Source organism: Variovorax boronicumulans (assembly GCF_030812215.1).
GTDB lineage: Bacteria > Pseudomonadota > Gammaproteobacteria > Burkholderiales > Burkholderiaceae_C > Variovorax > Variovorax boronicumulans_C.
This window is the reverse complement of the sequence record NZ_JAUSSG010000004.1, coordinates 450,859-473,252: the sequence shown is the minus strand read 5'-3', so window position 1 is coordinate 473,252 and position 22,394 is coordinate 450,859. Positions and strand designations below refer to the sequence as shown.

The following is a 22,394-nucleotide window of genomic DNA, read 5'->3' as shown; positions in this document are numbered from 1 at the left end:
GGGATGGCGTCAGGCGGCAGCTTGCAGGCGCCGCCGTATCGGCCCGACGATGGCGTCGTTGTCCGCGCCCAATAGCGGCGGCGCAGTCACCGCGAGCGGCCGCTCGCCGTCGAAGCTCACGGGCGAACGGATGGTCCGCCACTCGCCGCCTTCGGGGTGCGGCGCGCTCACCTCCAGCTGCAGGTGACGGGCCTGCGGGTCCTGCATCGCTTCGCGGGTGTCGTACATGGGGGCGTGGGGCACGTCTTCGGCTTCCAGCCGCGCGCACCAGTCGGCGCGGGTGCGTGCGCGAAAGAGGCCATCGAGCAAGGCGATCAGGTCGTTCTGGTGCGCGATGCGGCCTTCGCGCGTGGCGAAGCGCGGGTCCTGGAACAGGTCGGGCCGCTCGATCGCGTTGGCCAGGCCCTGCCAGAACTTCTCGGGCGAGGACATGTGCAGCGCGATCCACAGGCCGTCCGCGCACTCCAGCACGTACGACTGCGAGACGCTCGGCCGGCTGAACGGACCCATGATCTCGTTCTCGGAAAAATAGTGCGTGAAGGCATCGAGGTTGAAGTGGCACATGGCCTCGAGCATCGACACCTCCACCTTGCGGCCATGGCCGGTGCGCCCGCGTTCCACCAGCGCGCCCATCACGCCGTAGGCCGCGTAGAAGCCGGTCATGGCGTCGGCCACGGCCGGGCCCACCACGCGCGGGTTGGCCGGGTTCACCAGCAACTTGAGGAAGGCGCTGGCCGCCTGCGCCACCGTGTCGTAGGCGGGGCGGTTGGCGGCCGGGCCGGTCTGGCCGAAGCCGCTGATGGCGCAATACACCAGCCGCGGGTTGAGCGCGCGCAGCCGCGCCTCGCCCGCGCCCAGCCGCTCGGCCGCGCCGGGGCGGAAGTTCTGGATGTAGACGTCCGATTCCTTCACCAGCTCGTCGAACACCGCCGCGTCTTCCGCGAGCTTGGGGTTGAGCGTGATGCTGCGCTTGTTGCGGTTGTAGGTCTGGAAGTGCGGGCTGTAGAGGCCGCCGCGGAACGAGCGGAACGGATCGCCGCTGCCGGGCTGCTCGAGCTTCACCACCTCGGCGCCCAGGTCGGCCAGGAACATGCCCGCCGCCGGCCCGGTGATGAACGTGCCTTGCTCCAGCACCTTGATGCCGCTGAGGACTTTGTGCACCGCGTTGTCTCCTGTGTGTTCGTGACTGGGTGCGAACTCTATGCAGGCGCGACGATTTTTAACAATGATGGATTCGCATGGATACCATCGATGGCATCGATCGTTCGAAGGACCGGGGATCTCCATGGAATTGCGTCACCTGCGCTACTTCAGCGCGCTGGCCGGCTCGCTCAACTTCACCCGCGCGGCCGAGCGCCTGCATGTGACGCAGTCGACGCTGTCGCACCAGATCAAGCAGCTGGAAGAGGAGCTGGGCACGCTGCTCTTCGACCGAATCGGCAAGCGCGTGGCGCTGACGGAGGCCGGCGAGGCCTTCCTGCACCACGCGACCCGCGCGCTCCAGGAGATCGACCGCGGCCTCGGCGCGCTGCGCGAAGACCCCGAAGCGGCGGCCGGCGAGCTGCGCATCGGCTCGACCCACACCTTCAACCTCGGCTTCATTCCGGACTGCATCGCGGGTTTCCAGCAGCGCTATCCGCGGGTGCGCGTGAGGGTCGAAGAGCTTGCGGCCGACCTGATCGCCGAGCGGCTGCAGGAGGGCACGCTCGACCTGGGCATCGCCTACCGGCCGGGCGTGCCCGGGACGCTGCAGTTCGAGCCGCTCTACAACGAGGAGATGGTGCTGGTGGTGGCCGAAAACCATCCGCTCGCGCGCCGCAAGCGGGTGCGCATGGTGGAGCTGCATCGCCTGCCGATGGTGCTGCTGCCCGCGAGCTTCGCGACGCGGCAGATGCTCGACGAGTGCTTCCGCTCCTGCGGTGCCGAGCCGCAGGTGGTGGCCGAGATCAACACGCTTGCGCCGATCATGGGGCTGGTCGCCAAGACGCAGCTGGCGGCCATCGTCTCGGCCAATGCGGTGCAGCCGAACTCGGGCCTGGCCACGGTGCGGCTGGAGAGCCCGACGCCGGTGCGAACGCCCGGCATGCTGTGGTCGCAGAAGGCGCGCGAGTCGGCGCCCACGCGCGCCTTCGCCGCGATCGTGCGCAAGGTGGCGTTTCGCACCAGCATGCTGGAGCGGGCGGACGGCTGAGCCGGGCTGGCACCATTTGCAACCGCTCTGGCGCGCATTGCTACCTTCCGCGAGGTCTGTACCAGGCAGGGCCTTCCCAGGTGTCCGACAATCGACGACGGCTTTTTCATCCTCCCGCGACACAAGAGACATCCCATGAAACTCCCCACCCGCGTCAAGCTCGTCGACGTCGGCCCGCGCGACGGCCTGCAGAACGAAAAGCAGCCCGTCTCGGCCGAGATCAAGATCGGCCTCGTGCACCGTCTGCAGGATGCGGGGCTCAAGGAAATCGAGGTCACCAGCTTCGTCTCGCCCAAGTGGGTGCCGCAGATGGCCGACAACGCCGAGGTGATGCACGGCATCAAGCGAAAGCCCGGTGTCCTCTACTCGGTGCTCACGCCCAACATGAAGGGCTTCGAGGCGGCCATCGCCGCGCCGCGCGAAGAGTGGCCCGACGAGATCGTGGTGTTCGGCGCCGCGAGCGAGGCCTTCAGCCAGAAGAACATCAACTGCTCGATCGCCGAGAGCATCGAGCGCTTCGCGCCCGTGGTGGCGGCGGCGCTGGAGAAGGGCATCCATGTGCGCGGCGCGATGTCGTGCACGGTCGGCTGCCCCTACGAAGGCGAGATCGCACCGGCCAAGGTCGGCTACCTCGCGCAACTGATGAAGGGCATCGGCGTGCAGCGCGTGGACGTGGCCGACACCATCGGCGTGGGCACGCCGCGCAAGGTGCAGGCGGCCATGGAGGCCACGCTGGCGCACTTCGGTGTCGATGCCATCTCCGGCCACTTCCACGACACCTACGGGCAGGCGCTGGTCAACACGCTGGCTGCGCTCGAATTGGGCGTGTGGAACTTCCAGTCGTCCTCGGCGGGCCTCGGCGGTTGCCCATATGCCAAGGGCGCGACGGGCAATGTCGCGACCGAGGACGTGGTCTACATGCTGCACGGCATGGGCATCGAGACCGGCATCGACCTGGACAAGCTGATCGACGCGGGCGTCTACATCAGCGAAGCGCTGGGGCGCGAGCCGAACTCGCGCGCATCGAAGGCCATCCGCACCAAGCGGGCCGGCTGAGATCGCAACACAACACACACGCACAGGAGTTTTCGTGGACCTGCATGTCTGGCTTGCATTTCTGGTGGCCAGTTGCGTCATCGCGGTGTCGCCCGGTTCGGGCGCGGTGCTCAGCATGAGCCATGGCCTCAGCTACGGCGTGCGGCGCACCACGGCGACCATCGTCGGCCTGCAGCTTGGGCTGGCGGTGATCCTGCTGGTGGCGGGGCTCGGCGTGGGCGCGGTGCTCACCGCCTCGGCCACCGCGTTCACGGTGATCAAGGTGGTCGGCGCTTGCTACCTGCTGTGGCTGGGCTGGCGCCAGTGGCGCGCGCCGGTCGCGAAGGTCGGCGGCGACGCTGCGGAATCCGCCGGCGAGCCCGACCTCACGGCGCGGCAACGCGTGCTGCGCGGCTTCCTCACCAACGTGACGAACCCCAAGGGCATCGTCTTCATGGCGGCGGTGCTGCCGCAGTTCATCCAGCCGACGCGTCCGCTGTGGCTGCAGCTGCTGGTGCTGCTGGCCACGACGGTGATGGTCGACGTGACCGTGATGCACGGCTACGCCTGGCTCGCCGCGCGGCTGCAGGGCGTGCTGCGCTCGGTGCGCGCGCGCCGTGCGCAGAACCGCGTCTTCGGCGGCGTGCTGATGGCGATGGGCGCGTTCCTGTTCATGTTCAAGCGCAGCGCCTGATAGATTCGAATCCATGTGCGGCTCTGAACTCCACTCCCTCCCCGAAGGCGTGCAGCGCGTCTCCCGCGTGCTGCAGGACGCCGGCCATCCCCATTCCCCACGCATGCTGGACGACGCCTGCCGCACCGCGCAGCAGGCGGCCGATGCGCTCGGCATCTCGGTCGGGCAGATCGCCAAGAGCATCATCTTCCGCCGCAAGAGCGACGACGTGGCGGTGCTGGTCATCACCTCGGGCGACAAGCGCGTGGACGAGAAAAAAGTCGATGCGCTCATCGGCAAGACCGGCCGCGCCGACGCCGAGTTCGTGAAGGCGCGCACCGGCTTCACCATCGGCGGTGTCTCGCCCGTGGGACACGCGACGAAGCCCGTGGTGCTGATCGACCGCGAGCTCTTCCGCTTCGAGGAGATCTGGGCCGCGGCAGGCCATCCGCATGCGGTGTTCCAGCTGCGGCCGCAGGACCTCGAAACCCTCACCGGCGCGCCGGTGGCGGACGTGGTTTGAACTTCGCCGAGGCCGAGACCCTGGCCGCGCGCGCGGCCGCCGTGCGCGACCTGCCCGAAGACGTTCCCTCGCCCTGCACCTCGGTCTGCCGCATGGACCGCCTGAGCGGCTTCTGCGAAGGGTGCCTGCGCACCATCCCCGAGATCGCGGGCTGGAGCAAGATGGAAGACGACGCACGCCGCGGCGTGTGGCGCGCGATAGAGTTGCGGGCCCGGGCGGGCATCTGGCGCGTCCCGGAAACCTCCGGAGACCACGACGCATGAAGCACATCGACTTCTATCTCGACTTCATCTCGCCCTACGCGCACCTCGCGTTCGAGCACCTGCCAGAGGCGCTCGAAGGGCTGAGCTACAGCGTGGCCTACAAGCCGGTGCTGCTCGGCGCGCTGCTGAAGGAACACGGCCAGCTCGGGCCGGCCGAGATTCCGTCGAAACGCAGCTGGACCTACCGCCATGTGCTGTGGCTCGGACATGCGAACGGCATCCAGATCGAGATGCCGGCCTCGCATCCCTACAACCCGCTCGCGCACCTGCGGCTTGCGGTTTCCACATCGGACGACGGCAGCATCAGCCGCTTCGTGGCCGAAACCATCTTCCGCCACGTGTGGCGCGGCGGCGAAGAAGCCGGCGATGCCGCACGGCTCGCCGCGCTCACTGCGCAGCTGCAACCGAAGCGCGAAGCAGGCAGCGACGAGAGCAAGGCGCTCCTGAAGCGCAACACCGACGAGGCGCTCGCGCTCGGCGTGTTCGGAACGCCCGCCTATGTGGTCGACGGCCGCCTCTTCTGGGGCTTCGACGGCCTCGCGATGCTGCGTTCGTACCTCGCCGGCGATGCGTGGTTCGACGGCCCCGCATGGACCGGCGCCGACCAGCGCCCCTCTTTGCTGCGCAGCAGCAAGGCCTGAAAGGCCCCTGAGGACAAACCCGAGCAGGGTTGCGATTTCTTACAGGCTGAAACGCGCCCCGCGGGTTTCACCTTAATCCGTAAGCATCGGTTCAGTTTCGCGCAAGTCTCGGGTCAGTCACGGCTCCAAGAATGCCTCACGGCCCCGGATACCGGGTGCCGCATGAACGCAAACACACAGGAGACGACGCAATGGCCGCCACACTAGATTCACGGGGAGTGCCGCATCCGGCCCCCCGGCCCATGTCCTCGGAGGAGAAGAAAGTCATCTTCGCCTCCTCGCTCGGCACCGTGTTCGAGTGGTACGACTTCTATCTCTACGGTTCGCTCGCGGCGATCATCGCCAAGCAGTTCTTCAGCGGGCTGGATGCGGGCGCTGCCTTCATCTTCGCGTTGCTGGCGTTTGCGGCCGGCTTCCTGGTGCGTCCGTTCGGCGCCATCGTGTTCGGCCGCCTGGGCGACATGATCGGGCGCAAGTACACCTTCCTGGTGACGATCCTGATCATGGGCCTGTCGACGTTCATCGTCGGCCTGTTGCCCAGCTACGCGACCATCGGCGTCGCGGCGCCGGTGATCCTGATCGCGCTGCGCATGCTGCAGGGCCTCGCGCTCGGCGGCGAGTACGGCGGAGCCGCGACCTACGTGGCCGAGCACTCCCCGCACGGCAAGCGCGGTGCGTACACCTCGTGGATCCAGACCACGGCCACGCTGGGCCTGTTTCTGAGCCTGATCGTGATCCTGGGCGTGCGCGAGTTCCTGGGCGAAGCGGTCTTCAACGACTGGGGCTGGCGCATTCCGTTCCTGGTGTCGATCCTGCTCCTGGCCATCTCGGTGTGGATCCGCCTGACGCTGTCGGAGTCGCCCGCCTTCCAGAAGATGAAGGCCGAGGGCAAGACCTCCAAGGCACCGCTGGCCGAATCCTTCGGCCAATGGAAGAACCTCAAGATCGTGATCCTGGCGCTGGTCGGCCTCACGGCTGGCCAGGCGGTGGTCTGGTACTCGGGCCAGTTCTATGCGCTCTTCTTCCTCACGGCACAGCTGAAGGTCGATGCGACCACGGCCAACCTGATGATCGCCGCCGCGCTGCTGCTGGGCACGCCGTTCTTCGTGGTGTTCGGCACGCTGTCGGACAAGATCGGCCGCAAGCCGATCATCATGGCCGGCTGCCTCCTGGCCGTGGTCACCTACTTCCCGGTCTTCAAGATGCTGACCGAAGCCGCCAACCCCGACCTGGCCCGCGCACAGGCCACGGCCGGCGTGACCGTCACGGCCGACCCCGCGACCTGCTCGTTCCAGGGCAACCCGGTGGCCCGCGAGATCGACTTCAGAAGCTCGTGCGACATCGCCAAGCGCTACCTCGTGCAGAACTCGGTGAGCTATGAGAACGTGGCCGGCGCGCCGGGCTCCCCGGCGATCGTGAAGATCGGCAACAAGGCCATCGAGGCGCCCACCGGCGTGGTCGTGAACTCCAAGTTCGACGAGAACACCGCCAAGGCCATCGCCGCCTTCAAGAAGGGCGTGGCCGAAGACCTGAAGGTCGCGGGCTACCCGGCCAAGGCCGATCCGGCCAAGATCAACAAGGTGCTGACGATCGTGCTCCTGTTCTGGCTGGTGCTGCTGGTGACGATGGTCTACGGCCCGATCGCCGCGATGCTGGTCGAGCTGTTCCCCACGCGCATCCGCTACACCTCGATGAGCCTGCCGTATCACATCGGCAACGGCTGGTTCGGCGGCTTGCTGCCGACCACCGCCTTCGCCATCGTGGCATCGACCGGCAACATGTACAACGGCCTCTGGTACCCGATCATCATCGCGGGCATCACGCTGGTGATCGGCACGCTCTTCATCCGCGAGACGAAGGACGTGGACATCTACGCGAACGACTGACCGATCGCGAACGCGCATCGCACACGCGAAAGGAGGGCTGCGGGAGCGGCCCTCCGTTCAACAAAAGGGCTTCATGCCATCCCACGGCATGAGGCCCTTTTCTTGAACCCTCCTCACCATCCAACCCTCTTCAGGAGACAGCACCCATGTGGAAAATCGTCGTCGGCTTCGTCATCTTTGCCGCCATTTCCCTGTACGTGATTTCGAAGGCCGGCGACAAGGTCGACATGTCGGGCGAAAAGCACGGCGGGGACACCACGCACGCGCCTGCGCCCGCGGCACCGGCTGCGCAAAAGTAGACACAGCCTGGGGACGAGCCACCGATCGAGCTACCTCTTGAAGCGCCCCTCGCTGATGATGGACAGATCGACATAGTCGATGCCCGAGTGGTCCGTCGGCGAGTAGTTCACATCGAGCCCGCCGCCCACGTCGTACTGGAAGCTGTTGAGCGTGGCGAGCAGTCGGGCGCGCGTGGGCTTGGGGCCTGTGCGGCGCAGCGCCTCCACCAGCACCTTGGTGGCGACGAAGCCTTCGAGCAGTGCGGGCGACAACTCGTTCTGCCCCTTGGCCTTTGCGAGCGCCATCGCTTCCTTGATGAGCGGATGACCGAAGGAGCGCTCGTAGGGCAGCACCTGCGTGACGATCACGCCACCGCTGGACGAACCCAGCTCCTTGATGAAGCCCGATGCGGCGTTGTTCGACAGCGTGATCACCTGCGCCGCCGAGCCCGCCGCGCGCAGCGCCTTCACGCCTTCGGTGACGGCCGTGCCCGAGCCGATCCACAGCACGGCCTGCACGTTCGCCTGCGTCAACGGCGGAACGATGGTGCCGTAGTCGGGCTTGCGGCGGTCTGCCGGCACCAGCACCGCAGGCTTGATCTTCGCGCTCTCGAAGCCCTTGTTCGCGCCCACCATCGCGTCGGTCGCGAAAGCGGAGTCCTGCTCCTGCACCACGCCGATGCGCTGTATGCCGATGGTGTGCAGGTGCTGCACGGCCTTCTCGGCCTCGCGCTGGTAGGTCGAGCGCACGTTGAAGATGTACTTCTGCAGCGGCGTGTGCAGCACCATCGCGCCGGAAGAAGGGCCCACCAGCGGCACGCCGTGCTTCTCGAGCAGCGGAATCACGGCCGTCGCGTTGGGTGTCCCGCGGTTGAGCAGCAGCGCAAGCACCTTCTTGTCCTCGATCAGCGCGCGCGAGTTCTCCACGGTGCGCTTGGGGTCGAAGCCGTCGTCCATGCGGATCACCTCGATCCGCTCGCCGTTGATGCCGCCCTGGGTATTGACCTGGTCGATGAGCAGCTGCGAGCCCAGGATCGCCTCCTTGACGCTGGCGGAGACAAGTCCGGAAAGATCGGCCGACTGGCCGATCACGATCTGGGCCGACGCGCCTTGGGTGATCGTCGCCAGCAGCAATGCGGCAGTGCAGGACTTCAACATCTTCTTCATCGGGCGAGGTCTTTCACGAATTGTTCGTTAATGTCAAAAGATGTGTAGTTTGTTTCTGCAAGTGACATTTCTGTGTTTGTGGAAACCCTGCGGACCGTTGTTTTCAACCGCCCAAAAGAAACGGCCCGCCGGGTGCGCCGGCGGGCCGTGTGACGGAGGACGCGCGGCTGCGGTCAGCGCTTGAAGCGGCCTTCGCTCACGATCGACAGGTCGACGTAGTCGATGCCCGTGTGATCCGTCGGCGAGTAGTTCACCTCGATGCCGCCGCCCACGTCGTACTGGAAGCTGTTGAGCGTGGCGATGAGCTTCGCGCGCGTGGGCTTGGGGCCTGTGCGGCGCAGCGCCTCCACCAGCACCTTGGTGGCGACGAAGCCTTCGAGCAGCGCCGGCGACAGCTCGTTCTGCCCCTTGGCTTTCGCGAGCGCCATCGCTTCCTTGATCATCGGATGGCCGAACGAGCGCTCGTAGGGCAGCACCTGCGTGATGATCACGCCCGCGCTCGCCGAGCCCAGTTCCTTGATGAAGCCCGATGCAGCGTTGTTCGACAGCGTGATGATCTGCGCCGCCGAGCCCGCGGCCCGCAGCGCCTTCACGCCTTCGGTCACCGCGGTGCCCGAGCCGATCCACAGCACGGCCTGCGCATTGGCCTTGGTGATCTGCGGCACGATCGCCGAGTAGTCGGGCTTGGCGCGGTCGGCCAGCGCCACCACCGCCGGCTTCAGGTTCGCCTTCTCGAAACCCTTGCTCGCACCTTCCATCGCGTCCTTGCCGAAGGAATCGTCGGCCTGGACCACGGCGATGCGCTGGATGCCGGTGGTCTGCAAGTGCTGCACCGCCTTCTCGGCTTCGCGCTGGTAGGTCGAGCGCACGTTGAAGATGTTCTTCTGCAGGGGCTTGTGCAACACCATCGCCCCCGTCGAGGGGCCGACCAGCGCCACGCCGTATTTGTCGAGCAGCGGGATCACGGCGATCGTGTTGGGCGTGCCGCGGTTCAAGAGCAGCGCAACGACCTTCTTGTCCTCGATCAAGATGCGGGTGTTTTCCAGCGAGCGCTTGGCGTCGAGGCCGTCGTCCAGCCGGATCACCTCGACCTGTTCGCCGTTGATGCCGCCCTGGGCGTTGACCTGATCGATCACCAGCTGCGAACCGAGGATCGTCTCCTTCACGCTGGCCGACACCGGGCCCGAGAGGTCGGCCGACTGGCCGATCAGGATCTGGGCCGCCGCCCCAGGAGCCAACACTGCCATGCACAGTGCAACCGCGCAGGACGCAAACATCGTCTTCATTGAACAAAGCCTTTCCACGAGGCGAGCTTGCCCCTGTCAGAAGATGTGTAATGTGTTGCTACTAGTGACATTAGTTTGCTCGTGGAAACCCTGTCAAACCATTGTTTGCAGACCCAAAAAACAGCGGCCCGCCGGGAGCCGGCGGGCCGCAACAGATGAATGAAGAGGTCGGAGGAACTCGGAGCGTCAGCGCTTGAACCGCCCCTCGCTGATGATCGCCAGGTCTGCGAAGTCGATGCCGCTGTGGTCCTGCGGCGTGTAGCTCACCTCCAGCCCGCCGCCCAGGTCGTAGCTGCGGATGCTTTCCAGCGCGGCCAGCACCTTGGCGCGCGTGGGTTTCGGGCCCGCGCGGCGCAGCGCCTCGACCAGCACCTTGGCCGATGCAAAGCCTTCGAGCGCAGCGGGCGAAAGCTCCGCCTGCCCCTTCGCCTTGGCCAGCGTGAGCGCCTCCTTCACCATCGGCTGGCCGAGCGAGCGCTCGTTCGGAAACACCTGCGTCACGATCACGCCGCGGCTGGCATCGCCCAGTTGCTTGATGAAGCCCGACGAGGCGTTGTTCGACAGCGTGACCACCTGTGCCGCCGACCCCGAGGCGCGCAGCGCCTTGATGCCGTCGACCACCGCGACGCCCGAGCCGATCCACAGCACGGCCTGCGCGTTGGCATCCTTGATGGCCGGCACGATGGCCGCGTAGTCGGGCTTGTCGCGGTCGGCGGGAATGGTCACCGTCGGCGTGGCCTTGCCCTTGGTGAAGCCGGTCATCGCACCTTCGAGCGCGTCCTTGCCGAACGAGTCGGTCACGTACACCACGGCGATGCGCGTGAGGCCGATGGTCAGCAGGTGCTGCACCGCCTTCTCGGCTTCGCGCTGGTAGGTGGCGCGCACGTTGAACACATGCTTTTGCAGCGGCTTGTGCAGCACCATCGCGCCGGTGGAAGGGCCGATCAGCGCCACCTCGTTCTTGTCGAGCCACGGAATGATCGCCTGCGAGTGCGGCGTGCCGCGGCTCATGAAGAGCGCCACCACCTTCTTGTCCTCGATCAGCGCGCGGGCGTTGTCGCTGGCGCGCTTCACGTCGAAACCGTCGTCCATGCGGATCACCTCGATCTTCTCGCCGTGGATGCCGCCCTGGGCATTGGCCGCGTCGATCACCAGCTGGGCGCCGCCGATGGTCTCGTTCACGCTCGCGGCGACTGAGCCGGTCATGCCGGCGGTCTGGCCGATGAGGATCTGGGCCGAGGCGCCCATCGCCGTCAACGCCAGCAGGGCGGCGACGCAAATCGTGCGCATCTTCGTCATAGGAAGCCTTTCGGGTGTCTCTCGTTTAAATGAAAACAAACGTGCTATTTGTTTCCGAAAGTGTCTTCCAGATGAATACGGACAAACCCCTGCGCGAGCGCAGACCTTGTGACGCAGTGCACGGATGCGTCACGGACCACTCCCTAGAATGTTTGCCCCACCCCCCAAGGCACTCATGACACAGGGCTCCATCCGGATTCGCGGCGCGCGCCAGCACAACCTCCAGAACCTCGACCTCGACATCCGCACAGGCGAGATGACCGTGGTCACCGGGCCCAGCGGCTCGGGCAAATCGAGCCTCGTGTTCGACACCCTCTACGCCGAAGGCCAGCGGCGTTATGTGGAAACCTTCTCCGCCTACGCGCGCCAGTTCCTGGACCGCATGGACAAGCCGGCTGTCGACAAGGTAGAGGGCGTGCCGCCCGCCATTGCCATCGACCAGACCAACCCGGTGCGTTCCTCGCGCTCCACGGTCGGCACGATGACCGAGCTGAACGACCACCTGAAGCTGCTCTACGCCCGCGCGGCGCAGCTCTTCGACCGCGAGACCGCGCTGCCGGTGCGCCACGATTCGCCCGACAGCATCTATGCGCAGATCGCCGAGCGCGCGGCTGCGGCGGGCGATCCGCGGCTGGTGGTCACCTTTCCGGTCGAGCTGCCCGCGGGCACGTCGGCGGAAGAAGTGACGCAGTGGCTCTCGGCCAGCGGCTTCACCCGGGTGCAGTCCGAGCGCGAGGTGGCCACGCCCACGGGTCCGCGCAAGGTGCTCGACGTGGTGGCCGACCGCTTCCGCATCTCCAGCGCCGAGCGTTCGCGCGTGGTAGAGGCGATCGAAGTGGCGCTCAAGCGCGGCAGCGGGCGCGTCACCGTGCACGCAACCGGCGCCGAAGAAAACGCGCCGACGGACGTCTGGAAGTTCTCCACCGGCCTGCACTGCCCCGAAAGCGACATCCGCTATACCGACCCGATCCCGTCGATGTTCTCGTTCAACTCCGCCGTCGGCGCCTGCGACACCTGCCGCGGCTTCGGCCGCGTCATCGGCGTCGACCTCGGCCTCGTGATCCCGAACGACAAGCTCACGCTGCGCGCGGGCGCGATCAAGACCATCCAGACCCCCGCGTGGAAAGAGGCGCAGGACGACCTCATGCGCCACGCCGAGGCGGCCGGCGTCCCGCGCGACACGCCCTGGAACAAGCTCACCGACGAGCAGAAGCATTGGGTGATCGAGGGCACGCCCAACTACAAGGAAGGCAACTGGAACAAGCAGTGGTATGGCGTGCGGCGCTTCTTCGGCTACCTGGAGAGCAAGGCCTACAAGATGCACATCCGCGTGCTCTTGTCCAAATACCGCAGCTACACGCCGTGCCCCGTCTGCAGCGGCGCGCGCCTGAAGCTCGACAGCCTGCTCTGGCGCATCGGCAGCAAGGAAGACGCCGACGCGGTGCTGCCGCCCGAAAAGCGCTTCATGCCGACCGGCGTGAAGTGGTCGCGCGCGCAGCTCGAAGCGCTGCCGGGCCTCTGCCTGCACGACCTGATGCTCCTGCCCATCGAGCGGCTGCGCCGCTTCTTCGACCGCGTCGAGCATCACGGCAACGGCAGCCCCGCGAGCGAAGGCGAGGCGCAGGCGCTGAAGCTGCTGTTCGAGGAAATCACCACGCGCCTGCGCTACCTGCACGACGTGGGCATCGGCTACCTCACGCTCGACCGCCAGAGCCGCACGCTCTCGGGCGGCGAAGTGCAACGCATCAATCTCACGACGGCGCTGGGCACCTCGCTGGTCAACACGCTCTTCGTGCTCGACGAGCCCAGCATCGGCCTGCATCCGCGCGACATGAACCGCATCACCGAGGCCATGCTGCGCCTGCGCGATGCGGGCAACACGCTGGTGGTGGTCGAGCACGACCCGGCCGTGATGCTCGCGGCCGACCGTGTGATCGACATGGGCCCCGGCCCCGGCATCCGCGGCGGGCAGATCGTCTTCGACGGCACGACGGACCAACTGCGCGACGCCGACACGCTCACCGGCCAGTACCTCGGTGGCCGCAAGAAGATCGGCATGGGCTTCAAGCGGCTCGTGAGCGAGAACACGCACCGGCTCATCCTCGAAGGCGCACGCGAGCACAACCTGCAGAACGTGACGGTCGAGTTCCCGCTCGCGCGGCTGGTGTGTGTCACCGGCGTGAGCGGCTCGGGCAAGTCGACGCTGATCCAGGACGTGCTGGCGCCCGCGCTCATGCGCCACTTCGGCAAGGCGACCGAAACGCCCGGCGCGCACGACCGCCTGCTGGGCGCTGATCACCTGGGCGACGTGGTCTTCGTCGACCAGTCGCCCATCGGCAAGACCGCGCGCTCGAACCCCGCGAGCTATGTGGGCGCGTGGGACGCGATCCGCGAAATCTTCGCCACTGCTGCGCTCTCACGCCAGCGCGGCTACACCGCGAGCAAGTTCAGCTTCAACTCCGGCGACGGGCGCTGCCCGACCTGCGGCGGCTCGGGCTTCGAGCACGTCGAGATGCAGTTCCTCTCTGATGTGTACCTGCGCTGCCCCGACTGCGACGGCAAGCGTTACCGCCCTGAAATCCTCGAAGTGAAGATCGAACGCAAGGGCAAGAACTACAACGTGGCCGACGTGCTCGACCTCACCGTGGCCGAAGCGGCCGCCGTGTTCGAGGCCGACCGCGACGTGCTGCGCGTGCTGCAGCCGATTTCCGACGTGGGCCTGGATTACGTCAAGCTCGGCCAGCCCGTGCCCACGCTGTCGGGCGGCGAGGCGCAGCGCCTGAAGCTCGCGGGCTTCCTCGCCGAAGCGGCGAAGAACGCGACCGCGAGCAAGCAGTCGGTGGCGCGCAGGGGCACGCTGTTCCTGTTCGACGAGCCGACCACCGGCCTGCACTTCGACGACATCGCGCGCCTGATGCGCGCGCTGCGCAAGCTGCTCGATGCCGGCCATTCGCTGATCGTCATCGAGCACAACCTCGACGTGATCCGCGCGAGCGACTGGTGCATCGACCTCGGCCCCGAAGGCGGCGAGGGCGGCGGCCTGGTGGTGGCCGAGGGCACGCCCGAGCAGCTGCGCGAGAACCGAGCCTCGCTCACCGGCGCGGCGCTGGCCGACTACGAACTGGCCATCGGCCCCGAGGCCTACAAGGTGGCCGAGCGCGCGGCGCGCCGCTACATCGCGAACGCAAAGACGGCGCCCGGCAGCAACGCCATCGAGATCGTGAATGCGCGCGAGCACAACCTGAAGAACCTCAGCGTGGACATTCCGCGCGGCAAGTTCAGCGTGGTGACGGGTGTCAGCGGCTCGGGCAAGTCGACGCTGGCGTTCGACATTCTTTTCAACGAAGGGCAGCGCCGATACCTCGAATCGCTCAACGCGTATGCGCGCAGCATCGTGCAGCCAGCGGGCCGGCCCGAGGTGGATGCGGTCTACGGCATTCCGCCGACCGTGGCCATCGAGCAGCGCCTCTCGCGCGGCGGCCGCAAGAGCACGGTGGGCACCACCACCGAGGTGTGGCACTTCCTGCGCCTGCTGTATGTGAAGCTCGGCATCCAGCACTGCATCCACGACGGCGCGGCCGTGCAGCCGCAGACGCCCGACAGCATCGCCGCGCAGCTCATGCGCAACTTCAAGGGCCAGCACATCGGCCTGCTCGCGCCGCTGGTGAGCAACCGCAAGGGCGTGTACACCGAGCTGGCCGACTGGGCGCGGCCGCGCGGCTTCACGCACCTGCGCGTCGATGGCGACTTCCTGCCGACGACGGGCTTCCCGCGCATCGACCGCTTCAAGGAGCACAGCATCGAGCTGCCCGTGGCGAGCCTCGACGTGCTGCCTGCGAAGGAGAACGAATTGCGCGAGGCACTCACCAAGGCGCTCGAACACGGCAAGGGCGTGGTGCATGTGCTGAGCCAGCTCGACGGCCTCAAGGCCGCGATGATGGCCGGCGTCTCGGCCGCCGGCATCGGCCGCATCAACGTGTTCTCCACGCTGCGCGCCTGTCCGGTCTGCAGCACCAGCTATGCCGAACTGGACCCGCGCCTCTTCAGCTACAACAGCAAGCACGGTTGGTGCCCCGACTGCGTGGGCACGGGCGTCAAGCTCAGCAAGGACCAGCGCAAGGTCTTCGACGATTCGATCCGGGACGACGACAACAAGGGCCGCGAGCAGACCTTCGCCGAGCCCGAAATCGAGGACCTGGCCGACACCGCCTGCCCGACCTGCGAAGGCACGCGGCTCAATGCCACGGCGCGCGCGGTGAGCTTCGGCGCCTCGCTGGCCGACGGCACGGGCGGCATCGGCATCACCGAGCTCGCGCGAATGAGCGTGACCGAGGTGCGGCAGTGGTTCGAAGGGCTGGCGCTCACCGGCCGCGAAGCCGAGATCGCCCGCGACCTCGTGCCCGAGATCAAGAGCCGCCTCGAATTCCTCGAAGAGGTGGGCCTGGGGTATCTCACGCTCGACCGCGGCGCGCCCACGCTCTCCGGTGGCGAGGCGCAGCGCATCCGCCTGGCGGCGCAGCTCGGCAGCAACCTGCAGGGCGTGTGCTACGTGCTCGACGAGCCGACCATCGGCCTGCATGCGCGCGACAACCAGATCCTGCTGAACGCGCTGCACAAGCTCGGCGAAAAGGGCAACACGCTGGTGGTGGTGGAGCACGACGAGGACACCATTCGCCGCGCCGACCACATCATCGACATCGGCCCGAGCGCCGGCAAGCGCGGCGGCCGTCTCGTGGCCGAAGGTTCGGTGGCCGACATCGAGGCCGCGGGCGACTCGCAGACCGGCCGCTACCTGCGCGACGCCATCAAGCATCCGCTGCAGGCCCGTCGCCTGATTCCCTCGCCCGATCCGAAGGCCGAAGACAGCGGCAACTGGCTCACCGTGCACGGCGCCGACCTACACAACCTGCAGGACGTGACCGCCACGCTGCCGCTGCATCGCCTCGTGGTGGTGACAGGCGTCAGCGGCTCGGGCAAGTCGACGCTCGCGCGCGACGTGCTGCTGGCCAGCGTGCAAGGCATCGTGGTGCAGCGCATGACCAAGGCCGGCCGCGACGCCGACGCCGCGGGCAAGCGCGCGGCCTGGTCGGGCTGCAGCAAGGTCGAGGGCTACGAGACCATCGACCGCGTGCTCGAGGTCGACCAGACCCCCATCGGCAAGACGCCGCGCAGCTGCCCGGCCACCTACATCGGCTTCTGGGACACCATCCGCAAGCTCTTCGCCGACACGCTCGAAGCCAAGGCGCGCGGCTACGGCCCGGCGCGCTTCAGCTTCAACACCGGCGAAGGCCGCTGCCCGGGCTGCGAAGGCGCGGGCGTGCGCACCATCGAGATGAGTTTCCTGCCCGACGTGAAGGTGCCCTGCGAGGTGTGCCACGGCGCGCGCTTCAACCCCGAGACGCTGGCCGTGAGCTGGCGCGGCAAGAGCATCGGCGACGTGCTGAAGATGGAAGTGGACGAGGCGGTGGAGTTCTTCGCGGCCATGCCCAACATCAGCCATCCGCTACAGCTGCTGAAAGACGTGGGGCTGGGCTACCTCACGCTGGGGCAGCCCTCGCCCACGCTCTCGGGCGGCGAGGCGCAGCGCATCAAGCTGGTGACCGAACTGAGCAAGGTGCGCGACGACATCACCCGCCGCGGCCAGAAGGCGCCGCACACGCTGTACGTGCTCGACGAGCCGACCGTGGGCCTGCACATGGCCGACGTCGAGAAGCTGATCCACGTGCTGCACCGGCTGGTGAACGGTGGGCACAGCGTGGTGGTGATCGAGCACGACCTCGACCTGATCGCCGAAGCCGACTGGATCATCGACCTCGGACCCGAGGGCGGAAACGCCGGCGGCCGCATCGTCGCTGCGGCACCACCGGAAGAGGTAGTGCGTTTGGGTACCCATACGGGTGCGGCATTGGCACCGGTACTGGCGCGATAGAGCTCGCCCCCAGCCTTCGCGCACTTCGTGTCGCTTCGCCAACCCCCTACCGGGGGCAACACCTGCGGCCCGGCAAAGCCGGTTCCGCGGTGTTCCGCGAAGGGACTCGCAATGAACTGAAAGCGAGCGCAGAATAGTTGAACCCTTGGCGCAGGCGCATCCTGAATCAGCCATGGTGGAGTAAACATGTGAGGGGATGAAGCGCCGCGGCGGGGCTACGCAAGGAGCCATGTCATGACCCGCTTCATCGATGTTCACAGCCTGGTTCGCCTGGTGGATGAAACCGGCGTTCCGCAATTCCTCCAGGCGCTGGCCGACGCGCTGCGCGACGACTTCTTGCGCTGGCGCGAGTTCGACAAGAAGGCGCGCGTCGCGAGCCACTCGCACCTCGGCGTGATCGAGCTGATGCCGGTGGCCGATGACGGCGCCTACGCCTTCAAGTACGTCAACGGTCATCCGCACAACACCTCGGTCGGGCTGCCGACCGTCATGGCCTTCGGCGTGCTGGCGGAGGTCGACACCGGCTATCCGGTGCTGTTGTCCGAGCTCACCCTCACCACCGCGCTGCGCACGGCCGCCACCTCGGCGATGGCGGCAAAGGCCTTGGCGCGGCCCGATTCACGCAGCCTCGCATTGATCGGCAACGGCTCGCAGAGCGAGTTCCAGGCGCTGGCTTTCCATGCGCTCCTGGGCATCGAGGAAGTGCGCGTGTTCGACACCGACCCGCACGCCACCGACAAGCTGGTGCGGCATCTCTCGGCCTGCACGCCGCTGGAGATCGTGCGCGCGCGCTCCGTCGCCGAGGCGGTGCGCGGCGCGGACATCGTCACCACCGTCACCGCCTACCAGGGCCGCGCGACCGTGCTCACGCCCGAGATGATCGAGCCCGGTATGCACATCAACGCGGTCGGCGGCGATTCGCCCGGCAAGACCGAGCTGCACCCCGATGTGTTGCGCCGCGCGCGCGTGTTCGTCGAGTACGAGGCGCAGACCCGCGTCGAGGGCGAGATCCAGCAGCTCGGCGCGGACTTTCCGGTGCACGAACTCTGGAAGGTGCTGCTCGGCGAAGTGCCGGGGCGCGAGACCGCCCAGCAGGTCACGGTGTTCGATTCGGTCGGCTTCGCGCTGGAGGACTACACCGCACTGCGCTACATCCACCAGCTGGCCATCGAGCGCGGCATCGGCCAGAAGATCGCGCTGGTGCCGGAGCTGGACGATCCGAAGGACCTGTTCGGGCTCACCGCGTCCGGCAGGCGCCGGGCGGTGCTGCGGCGTGCGGCATGATCGGCGGCATCCGCAACGCCGATCCTGCTTTTCTTCTTTTTCATGCGCACCATCTACAACGACCAGCACGCACTGCACCAGGGCAAAGTCGAAATGTTCCGTGGCGAGCTGGTGCCTTGTTTCGAGGTGCCGGCCCGCGTCGACCATGTGAAGCATGAACTGGAGCGCCGCGGCCTCGGCCCGCTGCAGGCGCCCGATGCGATCGACGATGCGTTGCTCGCGAAGGTGCATGCGCCGCGCTACCTGGACTTCATCGCCGGCGCGTGGGACGAGTGGGTGGCGCTCGATCCGGCGAACGCATCGCGCGACGCGCTCCCGTCGTACTGGCCCACGCGCGGCATGCGCACCGATGTGCTGCCGCAGAGCTTTCCGGCGCGCATGGGGTTGTTCTCGTTCGATGCCGGCACGCCGCTCACGGCCGGCAGCTGGGCCGCGGCGCGGCAGGGTGCGGCGTGTGCGTGGACCGCGACGCAGCGCGTCCTCGGCGGCGAGCGCTCGGCCTTCGCGCTGACGCGGCCGCCGGGCCACCATGCGGGCCTCGATTTCTTCGGCGGCTACTGCTTCATCAACAACGCCGCGGTGGCTGCACAGGCGCTGCGCGATGCGGGCGTCGAACGCGTGGCCGTGCTCGATGTCGACTACCACCACGGCAACGGCACGCAGGCCATCTTCTATGAGCGCAGCGATGTGCACTTCGCCAGCCTGCACGGCGATCCGTTCACCGACTACCCGTACTACCTCGGCCACGCCGACGAGCGCGGCGCAGGGCAGGGCGAGGGCTTCAACCACAACCTGCCGTTGCCGCGCGGCACCGGCTTCACCGCATGGCGCGCGGCGCTGAAGACGGCGCTCGACGGCATCGTGAAAGTGAAAGCCGGCGCGCTCGTGGTCTCGCTCGGCGTCGACACCTTCGAGGGCGACCCGATCTCCGGCTTCAAGTTGAAGAGCGACGACTACCTGCGCATGGGAGAAGACCTCGCGCGCGCAGGGTTACCCACGGTGTTCGTGTTCGAAGGCGGTTATGCGGTGGCCGAAGTGGGCGTCAACACGGTGAACGTGCTCGAAGGTTTCGGCCAAGCCGCAGGCTGAGCAACCTCGGCGACAGCAGTCGGGTGAGCCCCGATTGCCGCATCGGGCGGGGCAGGGCCCAATCCGCGGTTCTTCAAGTTTCAGGAGCCTCCGCCATGTCCCGCCGTTCCCTTCTCTGTGCCGCCACGTTCGCCGCGTGCGGCCTTGCCTTCCCGCTGGCGGCGCTTGCCCAGGCTTTCCCCAGCAAGCCGATCAAGCTGGTCATCGCCTTCCCCGCGGGCGGCCCGACCGACATCACGATGCGCCAGCTCGCCGACAACGCGAGCAAGATCCTCGGCCAGCCGGTCATCGTCGACAACAAGCCCGGCGCCGGCGGCACGCTGCCCGCGCAGGCGCTGCAGACCGCGCAGCCCGATGGCTACACCGTCGCGCAGATTCCGCTCGGCGTGTTCCGCCTGGGCTACACCACCAAGATCAACTGGGACCCGCTCAAGGACATCTCCTATGTCCTGAACGTCACCGGCTATGCCTTCGGCATCGTGGTGCCGGCCAACAGCCCGTTCAAGACCTGGGCCGACTTCGTCGCCTACGCCAAGGCCAACCCCGGCAAGCTCACCTACGGCTCGACCGGCACGCTGACCAGCCCGCACCTGACGACCGAGATCGTTGCGCAGAAAGCCGGCATCGAACTGCAGCACGTGCCCTACAAGGGCAGCGCCGACCTGATGCTCGCGGTGGTCAGCGGCCAGCTGATGGCTGCCGCCGACAGCACCGGCTTCGCGCCGCAGGTGGAGGCCGGCAAGCTGCGTGTGCTCAACACCTGGGGCGAGAAGCGCCTGGCCAAGTTCCCCGATGCGCCGACGCTAAAGGAACTGGGCTACGACGTGGTGCAGAACTCGCCCTTCGGCATCGGCGCGCCCAAGGGCACCTCGCCCGAGGTGGTGAAGAAGCTGCACGACGCGTTCAAGCAGGCGATGGAAGAGCCGAGCTACGTGGCCGCACTGGGCCGCTACGACATGCTGCCGGACTACATGAGCTCGGCGCAGTACACCAAGTTCGCGCAGGACACGGTGGTGAAGGAGAAGGCGGTTATCGAGAAGCTGGGGCTGGCGAAGGAAAAGTAACGCGCTCTAGCGAGTGCCCTGAAGAATGGGTGTGAGGGCGACGTTGATATAGAAATTACCGCGCCCGATCTTCTGTTTCTGCAGAAAACCTCCTTCGACCAGCGCCTCCAGGTACTTGGTTGCCGTGAGGCGCGAGACCTGCAAATCGCGCTGCACGAATTCGATCTTCGTGTAGGGATGGGTGAACAGGTTGTTGATCAGGTCCTGGCTGTAGAACTTGTAGCCCGCCCGAATTCGATGCTTGTAGTCGAACAGGGCCGCCTTGATTGCGTTGATGGTTGCAATGGTCTGGCCTGCGGTCTGCTCCACGGCCTCCAGAAGGTACAGCACCCATTCTTCCCAGGCGTCATCGTCGCGCACGGTCTGCAGGAGGCGGTAGTAGTCGGCTTTGGTTCGCACGATGTGGCTGCTCAGGTAGAGCACGGGGATGTCGAGCAACCGCTCCTTCACGAGATAGAGCACGTTGAGGATGCGGCCGGTCCTGCCATTGCCGTCGTAGAAAGGATGGATGCTCTCGAATTGATGGTGAATGAGCGCCATCTTGATCAGCGGATCGGCTGTGAATAAATCCGGTTCGTTGATGAAGCGCTCCAGCCCGCGCATCAGCGCCACGATCTCTTCGGGGTCTTGCGGAGGCGTGTAGACGGTGCGCCCCGCGCCGTCCTTCAGTGCGGTCCCGGGCAACTTTCGGAAGCCCGCGTGATTGCGCTCGAGCTCCGACTGGATTGTGACGATGTGATTGGTGGTGACAAGACCGCTTGCGCGCACCTGCTCGAACCCGACCCGCAAGGCTTGTCTGTAGCGCAGCACTTCCTTAGCGGAGGGATTGGCAAAGGCCTCGGGGAGCACGTCGTCCTTGAACAGCTCGTCGTGCGTGGTGATGATGTTCTCGATCTCCGAGCTGTCCTTGGCTTCCTGCAGGCCCAGTGTGTTGATCAGGATGCCTTGATTGGGGATGGCTGCGGCGATCCCCTTGAGTTCCGCCAACTGCCGGCTTGCGCTGGCGAGCTTTTTCAGAATGGCAGGCGTATCGAAACGCGTGGAGTCGAGGTGGTCGAGGGGCTGAAGGGAGTGCATAGGAGTCTCGGATTCCTATACATGTTAGGCCTGATATGTATAGAAAATCGAATTTTCTATACATGATGGCCGCTGCGGTTCAAGAAGCCTTTAAGAAGCGAGCAAAACTAGCGGCCCGCTGCCGCAATCGCGAACAGCTCGCCCACCAGCCGATCCGCCAGCTCCGGCTTCACCGGATCGGCACCGAACACCAGACGGAACACGATCGGCGCAATCAGGTGATCGATCACCTGTTGCGCTTCGGGCGCATGCTCGCCGCGGGCCTGTGCCTGCTCGACCAGCGTCAACGCCTCCCTGCGGCGGTTGCGCAGGCAGTCGGTGTCCGCATCGCCGTTAGCCAGGGCGGCCGCGGCTTTCAACAAGGACTTGCTGCAGGGCTGCGCGAGATGCGTGATGAGCTCCTGCGCCCACGCGGTCAGGTCCTCGCGCAGCGCGCCGGTGTTCGGCAGCGGCCGGTTCGGGTCCAGCCGGCGGGTGGCCGTTTCGGCCAGAAGACCCGACAGATCGCCCCAGCGCCGGTAGATGCTGGAGGCGCTCACCCCCGCGCGCTCGGCCACGGCCGGCACCGTCACACGCTCGCGCCCTTGCTCGGCCACCAGTTGTTCGAGGGCGGTGCGCACCAGCGCCTGCACCTGGGCGCTGCGGCCGCCGGGACGCTTGTTGGGAAGGACGACATCGTTCATGGGAAGACTTTAACGCAAAGTTATTT

The 22,394-nt window shown here is 66.8% G+C and carries 18 protein-coding genes; 12 read left to right on the top strand and 6 right to left on the bottom strand.

Annotated elements, in window-relative coordinates; genetic code table 11:
* Positions 1-9: 9 nt before the first annotated feature.
* Complete coding sequence (locus J2W23_RS14185; protein ID WP_176661615.1) at positions 10-1,161, bottom strand: CaiB/BaiF CoA transferase family protein; 1,152 nt, start codon at positions 1,159-1,161, stop codon at positions 10-12.
* A gap of 124 nt (positions 1,162-1,285) precedes the next feature.
* Between J2W23_RS14185 and J2W23_RS14180 the strand changes: the two genes are divergently transcribed.
* The 8 genes from J2W23_RS14180 to J2W23_RS14145 all read left to right on the top strand — a co-directional run bounded on the left by J2W23_RS14180 (position 1,286) and on the right by J2W23_RS14145 (position 7,511).
* Positions 1,286-2,191: a LysR substrate-binding domain-containing protein gene (locus tag J2W23_RS14180; RefSeq protein ID WP_307649182.1), complete on the top strand. Its 906-nt coding sequence runs from the start codon at positions 1,286-1,288 to the stop codon at positions 2,189-2,191.
* A gap of 135 nt (positions 2,192-2,326) precedes the next feature.
* Positions 2,327-3,247, top strand: coding sequence for a hydroxymethylglutaryl-CoA lyase (locus J2W23_RS14175; protein WP_176661617.1), 921 nt, complete (start codon positions 2,327-2,329; stop codon positions 3,245-3,247).
* A gap of 34 nt (positions 3,248-3,281) precedes the next feature.
* Positions 3,282-3,920 carry a homoserine/homoserine lactone efflux protein gene (rhtB, locus tag J2W23_RS14170; protein WP_307649181.1) on the top strand — a complete coding sequence of 213 codons (639 nt, stop codon included), beginning with the start codon at positions 3,282-3,284 and terminating at the stop codon, positions 3,918-3,920.
* A gap of 13 nt (positions 3,921-3,933) precedes the next feature.
* The gene (locus J2W23_RS14165; RefSeq protein ID WP_176661619.1) at positions 3,934-4,422 is read left to right on the top strand and encodes a YbaK/EbsC family protein; all 489 of its coding nucleotides are present in this window, start codon (positions 3,934-3,936) and stop codon (positions 4,420-4,422) included.
* On the top strand, positions 4,419-4,685 hold the full coding sequence (locus J2W23_RS14160; protein WP_176661620.1) for a DUF1289 domain-containing protein: 267 nt from the start codon (positions 4,419-4,421) through the stop codon (positions 4,683-4,685). The genes J2W23_RS14165 and J2W23_RS14160 overlap by 4 nt, the downstream gene beginning before the upstream one ends.
* Complete coding sequence (locus J2W23_RS14155) at positions 4,682-5,326, top strand: 2-hydroxychromene-2-carboxylate isomerase (RefSeq protein WP_307649180.1); 645 nt, start codon at positions 4,682-4,684, stop codon at positions 5,324-5,326. The genes J2W23_RS14160 and J2W23_RS14155 overlap by 4 nt, the downstream gene beginning before the upstream one ends.
* Before the next feature lie 191 nt (positions 5,327-5,517).
* Complete coding sequence (locus J2W23_RS14150; protein ID WP_176661622.1) at positions 5,518-7,212, top strand: MFS transporter; 1,695 nt, start codon at positions 5,518-5,520, stop codon at positions 7,210-7,212.
* Positions 7,213-7,358: 146 nt separating this feature from the next.
* Positions 7,359-7,511 carry a hypothetical protein gene (locus tag J2W23_RS14145; RefSeq protein ID WP_176661623.1) on the top strand — a complete coding sequence of 51 codons (153 nt, stop codon included), beginning with the start codon at positions 7,359-7,361 and terminating at the stop codon, positions 7,509-7,511.
* A 30-nt stretch (positions 7,512-7,541) separates the two neighbouring features.
* Here the strand turns inward: J2W23_RS14145 and J2W23_RS14140 are convergent, their stop codons facing one another.
* The 3 genes from J2W23_RS14140 to J2W23_RS14130 form a co-directional block, all read right to left on the bottom strand.
* Positions 7,542-8,657, bottom strand: a complete 1,116-nt coding sequence (locus J2W23_RS14140) for an ABC transporter substrate-binding protein (RefSeq protein ID WP_307649179.1) — start codon at positions 8,655-8,657, stop codon at positions 7,542-7,544.
* 173 nt (positions 8,658-8,830) lie between these two features.
* A complete protein-coding gene (locus tag J2W23_RS14135) occupies positions 8,831-9,943 on the bottom strand; it encodes an ABC transporter substrate-binding protein (RefSeq protein WP_176661625.1) in 1,113 nt (370 codons plus the stop codon).
* Between the two features lie 186 nt (positions 9,944-10,129).
* Positions 10,130-11,242, bottom strand: coding sequence for an ABC transporter substrate-binding protein (locus tag J2W23_RS14130; protein ID WP_176661626.1), 1,113 nt, complete (start codon positions 11,240-11,242; stop codon positions 10,130-10,132).
* Between the two features lie 175 nt (positions 11,243-11,417).
* Here J2W23_RS14130 and uvrA point away from each other — a divergent pair, with 175 nt between their 5' ends.
* From uvrA to J2W23_RS14110, 4 genes are all read left to right on the top strand, one after another.
* Positions 11,418-17,171 (top strand): excinuclease ABC subunit UvrA, encoded by a 5,754-nt coding sequence (uvrA, locus tag J2W23_RS14125; RefSeq protein ID WP_307649178.1) that lies wholly within the window; start codon positions 11,418-11,420, stop codon positions 17,169-17,171.
* A gap of 234 nt (positions 17,172-17,405) precedes the next feature.
* A complete protein-coding gene (locus tag J2W23_RS14120) occupies positions 17,406-18,455 on the top strand; it encodes an ornithine cyclodeaminase (RefSeq protein WP_176661628.1) in 1,050 nt (349 codons plus the stop codon).
* A gap of 42 nt (positions 18,456-18,497) precedes the next feature.
* Complete coding sequence (locus J2W23_RS14115) at positions 18,498-19,544, top strand: histone deacetylase family protein (protein WP_307649177.1); 1,047 nt, start codon at positions 18,498-18,500, stop codon at positions 19,542-19,544.
* A 95-nt stretch (positions 19,545-19,639) separates the two neighbouring features.
* Positions 19,640-20,608, top strand: coding sequence for a Bug family tripartite tricarboxylate transporter substrate binding protein (locus tag J2W23_RS14110; RefSeq protein ID WP_307649176.1), 969 nt, complete (start codon positions 19,640-19,642; stop codon positions 20,606-20,608).
* Positions 20,609-20,614: 6 nt separating this feature from the next.
* Here the strand turns inward: J2W23_RS14110 and J2W23_RS14105 are convergent, their stop codons facing one another.
* Together J2W23_RS14105 and J2W23_RS14100 are read right to left on the bottom strand one after the other, a co-directional pair.
* Positions 20,615-21,685 (bottom strand): Fic family protein, encoded by a 1,071-nt coding sequence (locus J2W23_RS14105; RefSeq protein WP_176661631.1) that lies wholly within the window; start codon positions 21,683-21,685, stop codon positions 20,615-20,617.
* 107 nt (positions 21,686-21,792) lie between these two features.
* The gene (locus tag J2W23_RS14100) at positions 21,793-22,368 is read right to left on the bottom strand and encodes a TetR/AcrR family transcriptional regulator (RefSeq protein ID WP_307649175.1); all 576 of its coding nucleotides are present in this window, start codon (positions 22,366-22,368) and stop codon (positions 21,793-21,795) included.
* Positions 22,369-22,394: the final 26 nt, after the last annotated feature.

Coding starts and splice junctions, on each gene's coding strand:
- J2W23_RS14180 (WP_307649182.1), top strand. CDS start 1,286: ATGGAATTGCGTCACCTGCGCTACTTCAGCGCGCTGGCCGGCTCGCTC.
- J2W23_RS14175 (WP_176661617.1), top strand. CDS start 2,327: ATGAAACTCCCCACCCGCGTCAAGCTCGTCGACGTCGGCCCGCGCGAC.
- J2W23_RS14165 (WP_176661619.1), top strand. CDS start 3,934: ATGTGCGGCTCTGAACTCCACTCCCTCCCCGAAGGCGTGCAGCGCGTC.
- J2W23_RS14155 (WP_307649180.1), top strand. CDS start 4,682: ATGAAGCACATCGACTTCTATCTCGACTTCATCTCGCCCTACGCGCAC.
- J2W23_RS14150 (WP_176661622.1), top strand. CDS start 5,518: ATGGCCGCCACACTAGATTCACGGGGAGTGCCGCATCCGGCCCCCCGG.
- J2W23_RS14145 (WP_176661623.1), top strand. CDS start 7,359: ATGTGGAAAATCGTCGTCGGCTTCGTCATCTTTGCCGCCATTTCCCTG.
- J2W23_RS14140 (WP_307649179.1), bottom strand. CDS start 8,657: ATGAAGAAGATGTTGAAGTCCTGCACTGCCGCATTGCTGCTGGCGACG.
- J2W23_RS14135 (WP_176661625.1), bottom strand. CDS start 9,943: ATGAAGACGATGTTTGCGTCCTGCGCGGTTGCACTGTGCATGGCAGTG.
- J2W23_RS14130 (WP_176661626.1), bottom strand. CDS start 11,242: ATGACGAAGATGCGCACGATTTGCGTCGCCGCCCTGCTGGCGTTGACG.
- uvrA (WP_307649178.1), top strand. CDS start 11,418: ATGACACAGGGCTCCATCCGGATTCGCGGCGCGCGCCAGCACAACCTC.
- J2W23_RS14120 (WP_176661628.1), top strand. CDS start 17,406: ATGACCCGCTTCATCGATGTTCACAGCCTGGTTCGCCTGGTGGATGAA.
- J2W23_RS14115 (WP_307649177.1), top strand. CDS start 18,498: ATGCGCACCATCTACAACGACCAGCACGCACTGCACCAGGGCAAAGTC.
- J2W23_RS14110 (WP_307649176.1), top strand. CDS start 19,640: ATGTCCCGCCGTTCCCTTCTCTGTGCCGCCACGTTCGCCGCGTGCGGC.
- J2W23_RS14105 (WP_176661631.1), bottom strand. CDS start 21,685: ATGCACTCCCTTCAGCCCCTCGACCACCTCGACTCCACGCGTTTCGAT.
- J2W23_RS14100 (WP_307649175.1), bottom strand. CDS start 22,368: ATGAACGATGTCGTCCTTCCCAACAAGCGTCCCGGCGGCCGCAGCGCC.